The sequence below is a fragment of the Rahnella sp. CG8 genome, from assembly GCF_023701875.1.
In the GTDB taxonomy this organism is placed as follows: Bacteria; Pseudomonadota; Gammaproteobacteria; order Enterobacterales; family Enterobacteriaceae; genus Rahnella; species Rahnella aceris.
In genome coordinates this window covers 318894-335134 of the sequence record NZ_JABAED010000003.1, presented here as the reverse complement: position 1 = coordinate 335134, position 16241 = coordinate 318894, and the positions used below count along the sequence as shown (strand labels likewise).

The following is a 16241-nucleotide window of genomic DNA, read 5'->3' as shown; positions in this document are numbered from 1 at the left end:
ACGGATTTACTGGAAAAACTGGCAAACCGCCTGCGTGTTGAAGGTGACAATGCCTACCGCGCGCATGTGGGCACCAACGTACACCTCTACGGCGGCGAACGGGCGGCTAAAGAAGTGGAGATGTTTAAGCAGGAAAAACCGGATTGGGTGGATGTTGGGGTATCCGTGGAGAAATATAAGCCGATTAAAAAACTATCCAAACCACAAATCGTCCAAATTGACCAAGGCTGGCCAGACATTAAAAACATGCCTCACCGCAAAACACCTTTGAATGGGAAATTTAATACTTTCGATAATTCCATGACAGGCGTTGAAATTCCCCCGGGTGAAATTATCTATCGGGTCATTGACCCAAACTCTTCAGACAACAGCATCTGCTGGATGCGTAAGGCAGAGTTTGAAAAACTGACATCGAAAAGTGACTGGCGTAAAAACTTTGCCGTATGGAAAAGCTGGAATGAAAACGGGGAATATGTCGTTTACACCGTTCCGCCGGGGCAACCGCTTAAAGTCTGGGAAGGTCGCGCTGCAACACAAGTTAATGAGAATGCCAAAGAATATTCGCTGGAAGGTGGAGCGGTACAAATCGTACTGGACCCGTCGCAGCTTAGAAAAGAGTTTACCGGTGAGCGGCGTAAAACCGGCTGGGGCTATGGTGATGTGGCCGGTGACCCTGTCAGCCCTTATCTGGGGCTACCGAAGCTAGAGAATAAAAACAACTGGTATGAACCAAAAGGAAAAGAATAATGGGTATTTTACATCCGCAGGAATGTTACTTTTTAGAAAAATTTATCTCAGCAGAACATTATGCCGAAACCCGTGATGCCATTATTGCTTATATCGATGCACATGAGGAAGCACTGGCAAGATATAAACGTGAAATGCCGCTTAACGCCAGAAAGCTCCCACAGTGGCAACAGGCCGATGTGGTATGGGAGTCTCGGGTGATGCCTAATATCAGGCCAATGAAAGAACGATACATGAAAGCTTATATCCTACGAACTCATAACGATATCAAAGCATTCGATATCGGTCATGCTATGAGCAATATTAACAAAGGTATTGTCGAGTTTTGGAATGGCTGGATGAAGGAGGAGGATATTTTAAATATCTCTGAATTAGAATATAAAGCATCAGCATTAGACAATAGACTGTCATATACTTTGCGCGGCAATTGGGACGACGGGGATTTGACCTATACCGGCTGCGGAAGCTTATATTCAAACATTGAACTCCCAGCAAAAATACCTTGTTATGAACTTGATCCTTCCGTAAGAATAGAAATAGGACAAAATCCCGAACAAACAGGATTCTATCTTCCGGATATTAAGTTTGCACCAGCCCGGTTTATTCCCGAGGACTTTGGGCAACCAGTCCCTGCATCTCAGGGCATCAGGCGCAGTAACTGGTCAGACCCAGACACAGGTGAAAAAGATTACGGTTGGGAAGAAACTGAGTGGACCGAAACCGGCTGGACCCTTATCCGTCGGGTTGAAGGCGAATTTATCGATGTGCCGCCAGAAGGTTTTTTCCCAAAAGGATTACCGGAAGAATTATACGGCTGATCAAAGTGTTCGCCTTAGTCCGCCGTCAATAATTTTACTTCACTGCCCCCATTGCCGCCTGCTCAATCAGTGCGGCCACTTCTTTTGGATGTGATTCATAAACGGAATGGCTGGCGCCTGCGATTTCCACGGTGTGGCTGTGTGCGCGTTTGGCGTACATGCGTTCTAAATCAGGGTTAATGATCTTGTCGGCCTTCGCCACCATGTACCAGCTCGGTTTCACTTTCCAGGCCGGATCAGGAATGTTCGCAGTAAATACGCTGGCGGATGTCAGCATCTGGGCCTGCGCTTCAAATTCAGCCTGTTTACGTGGCAGGTCTGCGGCGAAATCAGACGGGAAATTGGCCGGATTGATGTACAGGAAACCGTCCGGCGTTTTCACAAACGGATGCGCGGAGTTCGGGTATTTCTTACCGTTAATTGCTTCGGTTTCCCCGTTGTCCAGCGCATGCGCCGCGATATACACCAGCCCCGCTACGTGCGGATCGTTGCCTGCTTCAGTAATAATCGCGCCGCCATAACTGTGGCCGACCAAAATGGCAGGGCCGTTTTGCCTGTCCAGAATACGTTTAGTGGCTGCAACGTCATCGGCAAACGACGTCAGTGGTTCCTGTACCAGTGTCACTTTATAGCCATCGCGGGTCAGAATGTCATACACCGGACGCCAGCCAGAGCCGCCAACAAACGCGCCGTGAACCAGCACGATATTTTTCACTGGCGCAGCGGTGGCTGCCTGGCAACCGAACGCCGCAGTGGCGGCAAACAATAATGTTGAAACTACACGTAAACGCATGGCACGACCTCTTTTACTGTGATCAGAAATGAAACTCAGTGTGTGATGCCACTTTGCGTGTGGCGCTCTGACAGAGGAGTGACCTGCGGATGACAAAAAAGTCATAAAGCCGCTGACCCGCAGGATGCGGTGAAAACGTTTCCCCGGGTTTATTTGCGGGTATTTTAAGCGCTGTGAGAATTCTCCATTTTATATCTTTTGTAAAGACGCCACGGTTTCATTACACGGAACTTATCGTCTGAAAAAACAGCGATGAATATGCCGCTGTCTTGAAATAGTGGTCTATATTTATTCTGAGGTCTGCGCCTTCGTCTGGATTTCGAAAGATAAAAAGGAATTAGCCAGCTGAAAATATTCTCTGATAAATACGCATCAGGTGCATTTTTGTTTTCCGGTAAATCACCTAATTATCAGTTGGTTGTATATTGTGTAATCGTTACCACTGAGGCGCGGATAAATACCGGGAGATCGTTGGATGATTTTTCGAATGAAAGCGGATGTTTATTTTGTATCGGAATATAAACGCTATCAGACGAATAAAACCCTGTATTTTGCGCGGAGATAGAATTTGAAAATGGCGTCAGATGTACACTGCGTGCGGTATTTTGTTAAAAAGTTATATTTGTAAAGTTGCGTATGTACTAACAGGAAGAAAAAATCTATAGTGAGCCCCTTCACGGCTCTCAATCAGATTGGTCAATTTATGTCTACTTCTTATGTCCAGAATTGAGAGATGCGTCGTATTTTTTGACTCAACCTTTTAACGTAAAACAAAAGAACTCATAAAGTGAACGCCAAAACCTCTGCTTTTATCATCACGTTTTTGTCATTTTTTAACCCGGTATCAGTCAGTTACGCCCAGTCTTCGACAGCGTCGCCGAAAGATGATGCGGGTGACACCGCCGGCTCATCAACAATGATGGTCATCAAGCGTGAAAGCACCGGTAAATTATCCGAACTCGATACCCCGGCGGCAGTCAGCGTGATTGATGGCGGGGATTTCAGAAACAGCAAAGCGCAGGTCAATCTGTCTGAAAGCCTTGGCAGCGTCCCCGGTTTACAGGTTCAGAACCGCCAGAACTATGCGCAGGATCTGCAACTTTCCGTTCGCGGATTCGGCAGCCGTTCCATGTATGGCGTGCGCGGTGTGCGTATTTACGTTGATGGTATTCCTGCCACCATGCCGGACGGGCAGGGACAGACCTCCAATATCGATCTGAACTCGGTAGAGCGTGTTGAAGTGCTCCGCGGGCCGTTCTCAGCGCTGTACGGCAACGCCTCCGGCGGCGTGGTGAACGTCGATACCCAAACCGGTTCACAGCCTGCCAAACTGGAAGCGGGCACTTATTTTGGCAGTTACGGCTCGTTTCGTAACAGCGTCAAAGCCAGCGGCGCAACCGGCGACGGCACCCATGCCGGTGATGTGAATTACCTGATTTCCGGTTCCCGTTTCACCACTGACGGCTACCGTGACCATAGCGGTACGCAGAAAAATCTCGGCAACGGCAAACTGGGCGTGCGTATTGATGATGACAGCACCCTGACGCTGATGTTTAACAGCGTGTCCGTGGATGCCAACGATCCGGGTGGCCTGACAGAATCTGAATGGCATGATGACCCGAAGCAGGCCAAACGCGCCGATCAGTACAACGCACGTAAGAGTCTGGATCAGACTCAGGTCGGGTTACGCTATCAGCGTCAGATGGGCGAAAACGACGAGTTCAGCCTGATGACTTATCACGGCGAACGCCACACGACGCAGTACCAGACCATTCCGGCGGCATCGCAGAAAAATCCGCTGAACGCGGGCGGGGTGATTGTTCTGGAACGTAAGTATTCCGGTGTGGATACCCGCTGGAAACATGACGATCAGATAGGTTCCGTGCCGTTTTCCGTCACCGGCGGGCTGGATTATGAAACCATGACCGAGCGTCGTTTCGGTTATGAAAACTTCAATGATGAAGGCGATCTGGGCGTGAAAGGCGACGAACGCCGTAACGAAAAGAACGTGATGTGGAACCTCGATCCCTATCTGCAAACCACGTGGAACCTGACATCGCGCTGGACGCTGGATGCCGGTGCGCGTTACAGCACCGTGAGTTTCGACTCGCAGGATTATTACATTACCGGCAGCAACCCTGATGACAGCGGTTCGCGCCGTTATCACAAACTGCTGCCGATGGCGTCCCTGAACTATGCCGTGACGCCTGCACTGAACACTTATATTTCGGCCGGGCGCGGTTTCGAAACGCCGACCATTAACGAGCTTTCTTACAGCACCGATGGTAAATCTGGCCTGAATCTGGGACTGGAACCTTCCACCAGTAACACCGTGGAACTGGGCAGCAAATGGCGCGTGGGCAACGGTTTAGTGACCGCTGCCGTCTTCCAGACCGATACCGATGACGAGCTGATTGTGGCACAAAGTGTCGGCGGGCGGTCAAGCTACACCAACGCCGGTAAGACACGCCGTCGCGGTCTGGAACTGTCGTTAGATCAGCAGATTGAAGAAAACTGGCGCGTGAAAATGGCCTGGACGCTGCTCGATGCTACTTTCCGCAACGAGACCTGTGGCGCGGGTGATTGCACACCAGCAGGCAACCGACTGCCGGGTATTGCGCGCAACATGGGCTACGCTTCTCTTGAGTGGGCACCGGTTGACGGCTGGCACGCGGGCGCCGATGTGCGATACATGAGCGACATTGAAGTAAACGACGAAAACAGTGAACAGGCCCCCGCTTATACCGTGGCCAGCGTGAATGCGGGTTACCGCTTCAACTGGAACAAAGTGACGCTCGATTTGTTTACCCGCGTCGACAACCTGTTCGACAGAAATTATGTCGGTTCTGTGATTGTTAATGAAGGCAATGGCCGTTATTTCGAACCGGCACCTGGCAGAAACTACGGTGGCGGCGCTACGCTTTCTTATAGTTTCGAATAACTTTTAGTCAGTACGTTCAGTCAGCAGAACAATGAACCACGCGGTGCTGCCCGTTACCTGCACTTTTTGAAGCGGGGCAGCACATGCAAGGAATGACACCCGGTGAGAACCGGATGTTCTTGAAGATTCGGCTCATGCCTGAATCGACGATTATAAAAAATCAGTAAGGTCATCAACTATGGAAACGAAAGCCTCGTTATCACGCATCGTCGTCATAATTACCGCTTTGTTCGCCGCGTTAAGCGGGATTTATCTTCTTGTCGGCGGTATCTGGCTGGCAAAATTAGGTGGTTCTCTTTATTACATTATTGCCGGTGTTATCTCGCTGGTTACCGCGTGGTTGCTGTATCGCCGTCGCTCTTCTGCATTACTGCTGTACGCAATCTTCCTGTTCGGCACCACGGTGTGGGCGGTGTGGGAAGTAGGCACAGACTTCTGGGCACTGACGCCGCGTTTAGACGTCACCTTCTTCCTGGGCCTGTGGATCCTGCTGCCGGTTGTGTATAACCAGATGCTGGCGAAAAACGCTTTCGCACGCGGCGCTCTGGCCGTTTCCCTGCTGTTCACCGTGATTGTGCTGGCGTACTCCGTCTTCAACGATCCGCAGGAAATCAACGGCACCCTTAAAGCTGCCGATGCTGCACCGGCGGCAACCGATTCCGGCGTTCCTGCCAGTGACTGGCCGGCCTATGGCCGTACTCAGGGCGGTACCCGTTACTCGCCACTGAACCAGATCAACGATAAAAACGTCAGCAAGCTCGACGTGGCCTGGACTTTCCGTACCGGTGACCTGAAGACCCCGAACGATCCGGGCGAAATCACTGACGAAGTGACGCCAATCAAAATCGGCGACATGCTTTACCTGTGTACGCCGCACCAGAAGCTGTTTGCTCTGGATGCCGCGACCGGTAAAGAGAAGTGGAAGTTCGATCCGCAGCTCAATTCTAACCCGACCTTCCAGCACGTGACCTGTCGCGGTGTGTCTTATCATGAGACCACACCTGCTGCACAAGGTGATGCGGCTAATGGCGCAGCGCCTGCTGTCTGTTCACGTCGTATCATTCTGCCGGTCAACGATGGCCGTCTGTTTGCGCTGGACGCTGAAACCGGCGCACGTTGCCCGGCATTCGGTAACAACGGTGAGCTGAACCTGCAAGGCAACATGCCTTACGCAACGCCAGGCCACTACGAGCCAACGTCACCGCCAATCATCACTAAATCTGTGATCATCGTGGCGGGTGCGGTTACCGATAACTACTCAAACCGCGAGCCTTCCGGCGTGATCCGTGGCTTTGATGTGGAAACCGGCAAACTGCTGTGGGCCTTCGATCCGGGTGCGGCTGAGCCAAACAAAATCCCTGAAGATGGTCAGCACTTCACGCCAAACTCCCCGAACTCATGGGCGCCTGCGGCTTATGATGACAAACTGGATCTGGTCTACCTGCCAATCGGCGTAGCGACACCAGATATCTGGGGCGGCAACCGTACTCCGGAAATGGAACGTTATGCGAGCGGCCTGCTGGCGCTGAATGCGACCACCGGTAAACTGGCTTGGTTCTATCAGACCGTTCATCACGACCTGTGGGATATGGACGTTCCGGCGCAGCCAACGCTGGCTGATATCACTGACAAGAGCGGCAACAAAGTTCCTGCGATTTATGTACCGACCAAAACCGGTAACATCTTCGTGCTGGATCGCCGTGACGGTAAGCTGATTGTTGACGCACCTGAAAAACCTGTTCCGCAAGGCGCAGCGAAAGGCGACCACGTTTCTCCGACTCAGCCGTTCTCCGAACTGACTTTCCGTCCGGAAGCCAAACTGACCGGTAAAGACATGTGGGGCGCAACGATCTATGACCAGCTGATGTGTCGTGTGATCTTCCACAAACTGCGTTATGAAGGCACCTTCACACCGCCATCCGAGCAGGGCACGCTGGTGTTCCCGGGTAACCTCGGTATGTTCGAGTGGGGCGGTATTTCTGTGGATACCGACCGTCAGGTGGCTATCGCTAACCCGATCGCACTGCCGTTCGTGTCTAAACTGATCCCACGTGGTCCTGGCAACCCTATGGAGCCAGATGAGAACGATAAAGGCGGTTCCGGTACTGAGACAGGCATTCAGCCACAGTACGGCGTGCCATTTGGCGTGACGCTGAACCCGTTCCTGTCTCCGCTGGGCTTCCCTTGTAAACAGCCTTCATGGGGTTACATCTCCGGCGTTGACCTGAAAACCAACGATATCGTGTGGAAAAAACGTATCGGTACCGTGCGTGACAGCTCACCATTACCGCTGCCGTTCAAAATGGGTATGCCAATGTTGGGCGCACCGATTTCTACCGCCGGTAATGTGTTCTTCATCGCAGCGACCGCAGATAACTACCTGCGTGCATTTGATATGAGCAACGGTGACAAACTGTGGGAAGCTCGTCTGCCAGCAGGTGGCCAGGCGACCCCGATGACTTACTCTGTGAATGGCAAGCAGTACGTTGTTATCGCAGCAGGCGGTCACGGTTCGTTCGGCACCAAACTGGGCGATTACATTATCGCTTACGCACTGCCAGACGCTGACGCTAAATAATTAGCTGTCATAAGCTCTGAAATCTGAAAGGCCGCGCAAGCGGCCTTTTTTATGGCTACAACGCCCGTAGCCATCACGCCGTGGCCGATAAAGCAGTTTTCCCCGACAGTGACATATTCACAAATAAAGGTATGCGACTGGATTTTTGTCCCCCGTCCGATGCTGGTGTTGGCCTGAATTTCCACAAAGGGCCCGACAAAAACGTCATCACCGAGAATACAGTCATACACATTAGCGGGTTCGTAAATCACCACATCCTGGCCTGCTTTCACATTACGGATTGTCACGCACATTGATGACCTTACGCAGATGGGCAACATCTTTTAGCGGTGGCAGACCAAAGATGCGGGCGTAATCCCTGTTAAACTGGGGCACACTCCTGTACCCCACTTCCTGGGCAACAAACGTCACGCTTTGTTGCCTGCCTAATAACATCGTTCTGGCATGAAGTAGCCTAACGCGCTTTTGATACTGTAAAGGACTCATGGCCGTGACGGCTTTAAAGTGACGATGAAAAGCCGATACGCTCATCGCCTCCCGTTCGGCCAATGATTCAACGACAAACTCTTCTGTAAAATTATGTCTTAACCAGCGAATGGCATTGCCGATTCGGGCCAACATCGTGCCCGGAGAAGCAATGTCCCTCAGCATCCAGCCATGAGGTCCTTTCAATACGTGATACAGAATTTCGCGCTCATAATTGGGCGCGAGGGCGGGGATATCGTCGGGGGTCTTCATCAGACGCAGCATTCTGACCCACGCATCAAGAAGTTCCGATGTCACTGAGGCAACAGAGAACGCGCCTTCCGGTCTGTTTTTCATGGCTGATTGAGGTAAATCGTCCAGCATAGCAGCCACCCGTTGAGGTTCCAGGGTCAGACTCACCGCCAGATACGGTTCTCCCGTCGCAGACGGATGAACAGCACCCACTGCAGGTAAATCAACCGACATCACAAAATACGAGGCAGGGTCATAGTTGAAAACCCGGTCTCCCACCGTCATCGACTTACTTCCCCTGAGGATCAGATTGATCATTGGCTCATAAACCGCAGCCAGTGCCGAAGCCGGAATATTTCCCTGAACCATCGCGACGCGTGGGATCCCCGTCTCCGTTCGCCAGTTGCTGGCGTGTGCGGCAAGACCACAAAGCTCATCAAGCTGGGATTGCATCATCATGTCTTACATCCTCGGTCTCATCGTTGAAAGGAGCATAAAGCAGAAACAGGCAAGAATCGAGCAGGAACACGGAAGCCCCTGTTTGACCCTTACCTTACTATTACTCCAACGCAAACACAGAGAAAGGAAACATCATGAAAGTTATTCTTGTAACAGGTGGAAGCAGTGGTATAGGAGCCAGTACGGCTATCCAGTGTGCCGCACGCGGTATGGGCGTGGTACTCACCTACCATAATCATCCCGAAGCCGCTGACAAGGTTATCAAACAAATCGAAGCGACTGGCGGTAAGGCTATCGCTGTCCAGCTTGACGTTTCGCGCTCTGAAACTTTCCTTACCTTTAGGAAGACCCTTGAGGATTTACTACACCGTTTCTGGCAACGTTCTGATTTTGATGTACTGATCAACAATGCCGGTTTCGGCCTTTTTAACCCGATTGAAACGGTGACAGAAAATGAGTTCGACAGTCTGTTCAATGTTCACCTTAAAGGCCCGTTCTTCCTGACACAGGCTCTTTTGCCCGTCCTTGCTGATGGGGGGCACATCGTGAATGTGACCAGCGCAACGACACGCGTTGCGACTTCAGGTGTGGCGCCTTATGCCGCTTTCAAAGGAGGGCTCGAGGTACTGACACGCTATATGGCCAAGGAGTTTGGGCCACGCCGTATTCGCGCAAACGCTATTTCTCCAGGTGCCATTCGTACCGGCCTGGGCGGCGGCCTGAATGATGAGTTCGAAGCCTTACTCGCTTCACAAACAGCGCTTGGACGCGTTGGGGAGCCTGACGATGTAGGTAAGGCCATTGCGAGTCTGGTGTCGGATGAAAATGGCTGGGTTAATGCTCAGTCCATCGAAGTGGCTGGCGGCTATCACATTTAATGATGACAGGAGGCTCTATGATCGATCATATCTTTCTATCGGTGACTGAAATCGGGCGATCCGTTGCGTTTTACACCGCAGCCCTGGCGCCTCTCGGCGTCACCGTTCGCCTGGACTATGACGGAAATGATGGGCCGCCGGGGCATCCTGACCTCAAAGGCTTTGGTGCCAACGGCCGGATATTTTTCTGGCTGCGCGAGGGGGACGCTGCAGGCGGGGCCACGCACGTTGGCTTTGTCGCTAATAGCAAAGAAAGGGTTGATGAAGCCTATGCCGCAGCAATGAGTGCGGGAGCCGCTGACAATGGTGCGCCGGGCGCACGCCTTTATTATGATCCCCGTTATTACGCTGCCGGCGTTATCGATCCCGACGGCTACACCCTGGAATTCGTCTATAAAAGTTGGCAGCACACCTCATCATGAAAACATTACTTATTTACGGTGCCACCGGTTATACCGGACGCATGATTGCCAAACAGGCAAAAGACGCTGGTCTCAATTTCGTGATTGCCGGCAGAAATAAAGAAAAACTGGATGAACTGGCGAAAACATTGGACGTAAGGGCCCATGCTTTTGCGTTGGATGATGCCGGGGCTCTCCCTCGTCATTTAGACGGGATAACGGTTGTATTGAACTGCGCCGGTCCTTTTGCTCATACCTCAGAATCACTGATGCGAGCCTGCATTATTCAGGGTGTTCATTACCTGGATATTACTGCCGAAATCAACGTTTATCGGCTGGCTGAGTCACTGCATGATCTCGCCTCCACGGCCAGGGTCATGTTACTGCCTGGTGTGGGATGGGATGTTGTGCCAACGGATTGTCTCGCGGTGACGATAGCTGAAAAGGTGCATGAGCCTGTACGCTTGAGAATTGCGCTGCAGGTTGCAGGCTCAATGTCACGGGGTTCGGCCTTCAGTGTGGGAGAGATTATCAGCGCGGGTCTGCTTGCCAGGGTCAATGGTGAACTGACGACGAAAACCGATGCCAAAACAGACTTTTTTGATTTTGGTGAAGGGAAAGTAGAATGTGCGCCACTCTCTTTCGGTGATCTTGTTACTGCATGGCATTCAACCGGCATTCCAAATATTGAAATGTATGTCCATGTGAGTGGCGATGCCTTTCCATCCGGAGATTTATCACGCTTGCCTGATGGCCCCTCTCAGGAAGAGCGCGCAGGTAATGTCGCTCGTGCAGTGGTAGAAATGACCGGGGTTGATGGTGACATTCACCATGCAGTCATTGAAACGGTCAACGGATATTCCTATACGCCACTCGCTGCGGTCGAAGCCGCCAGACGGGTGCTTAACGGAGTAAGCCAGCCTGGATTTCAGACGCCAGCTAAAGTATTTGGTGCAGATTTTGCGCTGAGTATTCAAGGGACGCGTATTTCCATACTTTGAGCCATAGGTGTGTAAAACCATGCTAAAGCTGCGCGGCAGTCAGTCTCGAGCATCTGTTCAATAAGATTGCGCACCGTTGGCAATCGCTCATGCCTTCGAAATAGTGCCGCCACCTCCGAAACAATAGCAGGGCCGGCAATTTCTCTGAAAACGACATTCGGCAATTGAATCGTGTTGATCAGCACACTGGGAATGATTGCGACACCCATACCCAGCGCTACTTGTGTCAACACCGCAACCAGAGTTCCGGGCGACGAGACGATATGTGGATCGAATTTTCCGCGCCTTGCGACCTCACGCAAGCCCAGACCTTGTTCTGGGATCACAAACGACTCATTGGAAAGCGCGCGCGGGAGAATGTCCGTCGACATCTTCGACAGAGCGTGGTCTGCCGGCAGAGCCACACAGAATCGGTCCCGTGCCATGACATGGCTGGAGACAGACAGAGGCAGATGCACGGGCGTTCGGACAAAAGCCAAATCTATCCTGCCTTCCTCCAGGAGTGGCAGGATCTGCTCGGTGGGTAATTCCTTCGTGTTAAGCATAACGTCGGGCCATTTATTGCGAAACCGCTGGACCTGTTCCTGGAGTACCCCAAAAAATGCCGCTGAACCAACATAACCTATCTCCACTCTTCCAACCTGACCCCTACACGCAGTTGTAGCACGTGCCGATTACGGTAAGCTTCATAAGATAATGATCGGAGACAATAAGAATGATTTTGAGGCCGCCCAGGGATACGAAATGTCGTTTGCATTTGCAAATTGGGGTTATGGATCTCTGGTGGACGAGAGTGAAGCAGTCATTCTCAGAAAATTCATAGATATTCTCGACTTCGTAGATTTACCATCTTGATGAACCATCGTGTATTTGTTGACCACTTCAATGCCGGATGGCAGGGAAATCTGGACATAGGTTTCGCTATTTCCCGCAGCCTGTCACTTGCGGATAATTGCGGCAAACCAGCATGAGTTTATGTTTCGGTTCAAAACCTTTATCCAGCATGCATTGCTGAACTTTCGCGGCCTTAAGAATGGTCGGAACGAAAGGAACCGAGCCTAGCGGTTTCGGATATCCGCATTCATACATCATTTGTAACGCGAGCTTATCGTTCTCAACAGCGTGCGAAAAATGCAGCGAGGCGCCCGCTTTACGCCAGCTGATGAGCTGTGACTCATCCCGGCCTGAATCCGGTTTGATCGGGTGAAAACCCTTATCGGCGACAAAAGGTAGCGCTTCGAGCTGTCGCTGACTGAGCGGATGTCCCTGTTGTTTCTCGATGCAGGCAGGGGTGTTTTTGTAGTAATCGCAAATATGGAAATCGCCCTTATAGGTAAATCCTTTCCCCTCCATGCACTGGTAATACAGCACCGTTTCATTGTCGGTAAAAGAAGGTTCCGGCCCCGGAAGCGGGACGCCGCATTGCCCCATCGCAACACGCGCGTCATCTATGGTGCTGCCAGGGCGCTGCCACTGCGTTAAATCAGGCGGGGGCGGACACCCGGTGAGCAGAAAAACCGAACCGATCAGTGCAGATGAAGAAACCAGAGAAGTGATGCGGGGCATAAAAATCCTTTTTAATAATAATGTTATAGAATTCTTTGACTCCCTTTATGCAGCGGGAGTGGCAGGAGAAGGATAACTTTAGTTCAGTTTCAGGAAACAGAAGCGTTTATATGTCCTGAAGTAAGGAGAAGACAGATGACCGTTGTTTTGGATGAAGGCACGCCAGCGGCTGAAACTCTGGCGTGACACTGCGCGGAACTAAGAAGCACAGCCCTCTGGCTTAAATACCCGTGTTATGGACGCCGGATTATTGGCCAGTTTATTGGCCGGTCTGCGCGGACGGGCAACGAGTTCTCCGCCACAGTTGGGGCATATCCCGTGAAGTTTGTCTTCGGCACAGGTTACACAGAATGTGCATTCAAACGAGCAAATTCTGGCATCAGCAGCAGGGGGGAGATCGGTATTGCAACACTCGCAGTTGGGTCTCAGTTCCAGCATAGAATTTATCCTTCAACAGTATGACTTCAGGGATAACCATCAGACGTTCGCCGGTCTGTTTCGTCATAAACATATCCTGAAACAGGTGTTTGGGAAAGATCCGGCGCAAGGACTGACCGGAATAACGAAACATCTGCGGCAATCGCTGGAATGCGTATCAGAACCCGTTGATTTAAGCAGAGCGCCTGTGAGGGCGCTCCGGGTTGAGCTGTTTACTCTATCGACAACCGGTAAACCCGCAGGCGATACCCGTCAGGATCCAACGCGAGAAAGGTATAGCCGAAATCCATCTCAACAGGTTCCTGCATTATCTCAAGTCCCTTATCGCGCCAGAGAGAGCAGAGAGCATCGACCTGTTCATTGCTGTCAGCAGAAAAGACGATCTCACCATTTCCGGCATAACCTTCAGCGGCGGGTTCGACAGTATGCTTTGACCAAAGGCCCAGCCTCATCCCTGAGGGTAGAACAAACATGGCGAAAGTGGCTGAAGCCTCAACGGGTTGTTTTTCCAGAAGGTCTTCATAGAATCTGGCGCTGACCTGCGGATTGTTGACGTACAAAATAACGAAGTTTGAATCAATCATTAATGGCCCCTCAGGAATGAAAAGACATCCGGTTTGATGTCTGTTACTGAGTATCTTAGTGGCCACCACTGCCAGTTTCTGTCAGGAGTGATTCGGGTTACTGAGGTGAGATTTGTTCCTTATCCTGCCACTCTTTCAGCAATCTCTGACGCCGCCTTGGGTAGCGCTCATCCGTTCGTTTGAGAGACATAATGCAGTCGGTGCGGAAATGACGAAAGCTCTGACGCGACTCGCACCATGCGATCAGTATCTGAACCTGATCGAAATAACCGAGGGCAAATGGCCAGATCACCCGGGAGGAACTTTCATTTTTCAGGCTGCGATAAACAATTTCAATTTTACGTTCGTCTTTAATTGCCTGACGGATTTGCGGTAATAAGGCTGCGTCTGCGCCAGAATTGTCTGCTGGGCCGATGAGTAAGGTTGTCGATTCCAAAGACATGCGCAGATCTTCGGGCAGCACCGCTGCAATTTTGGCAAGCGCGTTTTTTGCTGCCGCGCTCAGTTGCCCGTCGCTACGTCTGGATACCCAGCGGGAACCCAACACCAGTGCCTGGATTTCATCCTCAGAAAACATCAGAGGAGGAAGCATGAAACCGGGGCGCAAAATATATCCCAGCCCCGGCTCGCCCTGAATATCGGCTCCCTGCTCCTGCAATGTTGCGATATCCCGGTAGAGCGTTCTGACGCTGATATTGAGTTCCGCAGCCAGCGTTAACCCGGTCACCGGAAACCGGTGGCGGCGGAGGATCTGAATTAAATCAAGCAAACGCTGGGAACGGGACACGGTGTTACTCTCTTAGGTATCGGTTATCTATTATTTCCATTATTTCTCCGCCTGCAAGTGACCGCGCTGACCTCGCAGGCGGCTTACGCTTATCACACTCGCCAGCACCGTCGCCATCACCGCCACCCATAAACTGACCTGCACTGCCCGGGCCTCCTGCAACACACTACTGGCAGAATAAATTGTCAGGATGACCCCGACGCACGCGGCACCGAGACACTGGCCGAAGGTGCGCATAATGGCCAGTACGCCGGAGGCATAACCGCTGTTTTCCCGTGAAGCGTTGGAGAGCATTTCACGGTTGTTCGGGCTCTGGAAACAGCCGAAGCCCAGTCCGCAGATAAAGCTTCTCAGGCCGATATCCCAGACCTGGGGTTGCGCGGGGAGTTGCGCGAGTAACAGTAATCCCACCGCAAATACCGCCAGACCCACAGTAGAAATAATGGCGGCCGGATAACGGTCGGCAAGGCGTCCTGCATGCGGTGCCGCCAGAATAATCCCCAGCGGCCAGGGCGTGAAAAGTAATGCGGAAACAAAGGCGCTGTAACCGTAAACGCTCTGAAACAGGAACGGCAGCGCGACAAAGGTGATGCCCTGGCTGACGAATGAGGCCAGGGAGGTGAAGGCCGCCAGCGTGAACCGCGTGGAGGCAAACATGCCGAGCGGCAGCAGCGGTTTTGGCGCCCGACGCTGACGCCAGACAAAGGCCACGCCTGCAATTATCGCCGTCAGGCCATAGGTTATGGCGGTGGCAAGTTTGTCATTTCCCGGATGCGCAAAGGATTCTGCCGCCATAATCAGCGCGCCCAGTGCGACTGCCGATAAAATCGCCCCGGCAGTATCAAACGGCTGGCGCGTACTGGCGGGGTTTGATGGCACCACGCGCAGCGTAAGAATGACCGCAATAATGCCGAGCGGAATATTGATCGCGAACAGCCACTGCCAGCTCATCGCCGATAATATTGTCCCGCCCAGCACCGGCGCGACAGCGGTGCTGGTGGCGATCATCAGAGCATTCAGCCCCAGTATTCGTCCGAGAAGGCGGTTGGGGAAAACGGAGCGCAATATCGCCGGGCCAATACTCAGCGTGGCTGCTGCGCCAATTCCCTGAAGCACCCGCATGATAATCAACATGTCGAGCGATGATGACAGCGCACAACCCAAAGAGGCAAGGGTGAACACCGTCAGTCCGGCGGCAAACAGCGGACGGAAACCGATGCGGCTGGCCAGCGCGGCGAAGATTGCCAGTGTCATGGACGCCGACAGCAGATAACCGTTCGACACCCAGACCGCTGCACCTGCCGAGATATCCAGTGCATGTGCAATCTGTGGCAGTGCGATGTTGACCATCGAACCGTCGAATACCGCCATCGTTGCCATGATCATCACGGCGGCCATGGCAAATCCCCGTTCACGGCCGGGTAATCCTTCATCGCCTGGTTTGTCGGAAAATAATTCCATAACGCATTCGCCTTATTGATATTGAGTCAGGTAACTATACCGGCAGGTAATATAGTGCGGAAGACGCAGCAT

The 16241-nt window shown here is 52.1% G+C and carries 14 protein-coding genes and 2 pseudogenes; 7 read left to right on the top strand and 9 right to left on the bottom strand.

Going from position 1 to position 16241, the window contains the following annotated elements; genetic code table 11:
* Nucleotides 1–747 (top strand): annotated as a pseudogene (locus HGO41_RS04905) (hypothetical protein); the annotation flags it as partial.
* A complete protein-coding gene (locus HGO41_RS04900; protein WP_013578035.1) occupies nucleotides 747–1565 on the top strand; it encodes a hypothetical protein in 819 nt (272 codons plus the stop codon). The pseudogene HGO41_RS04905 and the gene HGO41_RS04900, both read left to right, overlap by 1 nt.
* 34 nt (nucleotides 1566–1599) lie before the next feature.
* Here the strand turns inward: HGO41_RS04900 and HGO41_RS04895 are convergent, their stop codons facing one another.
* A complete protein-coding gene (locus HGO41_RS04895) occupies nucleotides 1600–2358 on the bottom strand; it encodes an alpha/beta fold hydrolase (protein ID WP_250980832.1) in 759 nt (252 codons plus the stop codon).
* A 787-nt stretch (nucleotides 2359–3145) separates the two neighbouring features.
* Here HGO41_RS04895 and pqqU point away from each other — a divergent pair.
* Both pqqU and HGO41_RS04885 read left to right on the top strand, forming a co-directional pair.
* On the top strand, nucleotides 3146–5299 hold the full coding sequence (gene pqqU / locus HGO41_RS04890; RefSeq protein ID WP_250980831.1) for a TonB-dependent receptor PqqU: 2154 nt from the start codon (nucleotides 3146–3148) through the stop codon (nucleotides 5297–5299).
* A gap of 178 nt (nucleotides 5300–5477) precedes the next feature.
* Nucleotides 5478–7877 (top strand): glucose/quinate/shikimate family membrane-bound PQQ-dependent dehydrogenase, encoded by a 2400-nt coding sequence (locus HGO41_RS04885; protein WP_013578038.1) that lies wholly within the window; start codon nucleotides 5478–5480, stop codon nucleotides 7875–7877.
* Nucleotides 7878–7948: 71 nt separating this feature from the next.
* On the opposite strand, the pseudogene HGO41_RS04880 reads toward HGO41_RS04885, so the two are convergent.
* A pseudogene (locus tag HGO41_RS04880) lies at nucleotides 7949–8170 on the bottom strand (LbetaH domain-containing protein); the annotation flags it as partial.
* Complete coding sequence (locus HGO41_RS04875) at nucleotides 8151–9053, bottom strand: AraC family transcriptional regulator (protein ID WP_013578040.1); 903 nt, start codon at nucleotides 9051–9053, stop codon at nucleotides 8151–8153. The pseudogene HGO41_RS04880 and the gene HGO41_RS04875, both read right to left, overlap by 20 nt.
* Before the next feature lie 134 nt (nucleotides 9054–9187).
* Here HGO41_RS04875 and HGO41_RS04870 point away from each other — a divergent pair, with 134 nt between their 5' ends.
* From HGO41_RS04870 to HGO41_RS04860, 3 genes are read left to right on the top strand one after another with little or no spacing between them, the layout of a single operon-like run.
* Nucleotides 9188–9931 (top strand): SDR family NAD(P)-dependent oxidoreductase, encoded by a 744-nt coding sequence (locus tag HGO41_RS04870; RefSeq protein WP_013578041.1) that lies wholly within the window; start codon nucleotides 9188–9190, stop codon nucleotides 9929–9931.
* A gap of 17 nt (nucleotides 9932–9948) precedes the next feature.
* On the top strand, nucleotides 9949–10353 hold the full coding sequence (locus tag HGO41_RS04865) for a VOC family protein (protein WP_013578042.1): 405 nt from the start codon (nucleotides 9949–9951) through the stop codon (nucleotides 10351–10353).
* Entirely contained in the window at nucleotides 10350–11333 is a 984-nt protein-coding gene (locus HGO41_RS04860; protein ID WP_121019867.1) for a saccharopine dehydrogenase family protein, read from the top strand. The genes HGO41_RS04865 and HGO41_RS04860 overlap by 4 nt, the downstream gene beginning before the upstream one ends.
* On the opposite strand, the gene HGO41_RS04855 is transcribed toward HGO41_RS04860, so the two are convergent.
* The 6 genes from HGO41_RS04855 to HGO41_RS04830 form a co-directional block, all read right to left on the bottom strand.
* A complete protein-coding gene (locus HGO41_RS04855; protein ID WP_014416637.1) occupies nucleotides 11306–11965 on the bottom strand; it encodes a LysR family substrate-binding domain-containing protein in 660 nt (219 codons plus the stop codon). The genes HGO41_RS04860 and HGO41_RS04855 overlap by 28 nt on opposite strands.
* A 289-nt stretch (nucleotides 11966–12254) precedes the next feature.
* Nucleotides 12255–12899 (bottom strand): hypothetical protein, encoded by a 645-nt coding sequence (locus tag HGO41_RS04850; RefSeq protein WP_013578045.1) that lies wholly within the window; start codon nucleotides 12897–12899, stop codon nucleotides 12255–12257.
* Nucleotides 12900–13097: 198 nt separating this feature from the next.
* On the bottom strand, nucleotides 13098–13337 hold the full coding sequence (locus tag HGO41_RS04845) for a DUF1272 domain-containing protein (RefSeq protein ID WP_072012244.1): 240 nt from the start codon (nucleotides 13335–13337) through the stop codon (nucleotides 13098–13100).
* Nucleotides 13338–13549: 212 nt separating this feature from the next.
* Nucleotides 13550–13921, bottom strand: coding sequence for a VOC family protein (locus HGO41_RS04840; RefSeq protein WP_013578047.1), 372 nt, complete (start codon nucleotides 13919–13921; stop codon nucleotides 13550–13552).
* 97 nt (nucleotides 13922–14018) lie between these two features.
* A complete protein-coding gene (locus HGO41_RS04835; RefSeq protein ID WP_013578048.1) occupies nucleotides 14019–14708 on the bottom strand; it encodes a helix-turn-helix transcriptional regulator in 690 nt (229 codons plus the stop codon).
* Between the two features lie 39 nt (nucleotides 14709–14747).
* Nucleotides 14748–16169 carry an MFS transporter gene (locus HGO41_RS04830; protein WP_217244544.1) on the bottom strand — a complete coding sequence of 474 codons (1422 nt, stop codon included), beginning with the start codon at nucleotides 16167–16169 and terminating at the stop codon, nucleotides 14748–14750.
* Nucleotides 16170–16241: the final 72 nt, after the last annotated feature.

Coding starts and splice junctions, on each gene's coding strand:
- HGO41_RS04895 (WP_250980832.1), bottom strand. CDS start 2,358: ATGCGTTTACGTGTAGTTTCAACATTATTGTTTGCCGCCACTGCGGCG.
- HGO41_RS04870 (WP_013578041.1), top strand. CDS start 9,188: ATGAAAGTTATTCTTGTAACAGGTGGAAGCAGTGGTATAGGAGCCAGT.
- HGO41_RS04850 (WP_013578045.1), bottom strand. CDS start 12,899: ATGCCCCGCATCACTTCTCTGGTTTCTTCATCTGCACTGATCGGTTCG.
- HGO41_RS04860 (WP_121019867.1), top strand. CDS start 10,350: ATGAAAACATTACTTATTTACGGTGCCACCGGTTATACCGGACGCATG.
- HGO41_RS04840 (WP_013578047.1), bottom strand. CDS start 13,921: ATGATTGATTCAAACTTCGTTATTTTGTACGTCAACAATCCGCAGGTC.
- HGO41_RS04900 (WP_013578035.1), top strand. CDS start 747: ATGGGTATTTTACATCCGCAGGAATGTTACTTTTTAGAAAAATTTATC.
- HGO41_RS04845 (WP_072012244.1), bottom strand. CDS start 13,337: ATGCTGGAACTGAGACCCAACTGCGAGTGTTGCAATACCGATCTCCCC.
- HGO41_RS04885 (WP_013578038.1), top strand. CDS start 5,478: ATGGAAACGAAAGCCTCGTTATCACGCATCGTCGTCATAATTACCGCT.
- HGO41_RS04875 (WP_013578040.1), bottom strand. CDS start 9,053: ATGATGATGCAATCCCAGCTTGATGAGCTTTGTGGTCTTGCCGCACAC.
- HGO41_RS04865 (WP_013578042.1), top strand. CDS start 9,949: ATGATCGATCATATCTTTCTATCGGTGACTGAAATCGGGCGATCCGTT.
- HGO41_RS04830 (WP_217244544.1), bottom strand. CDS start 16,169: ATGGAATTATTTTCCGACAAACCAGGCGATGAAGGATTACCCGGCCGT.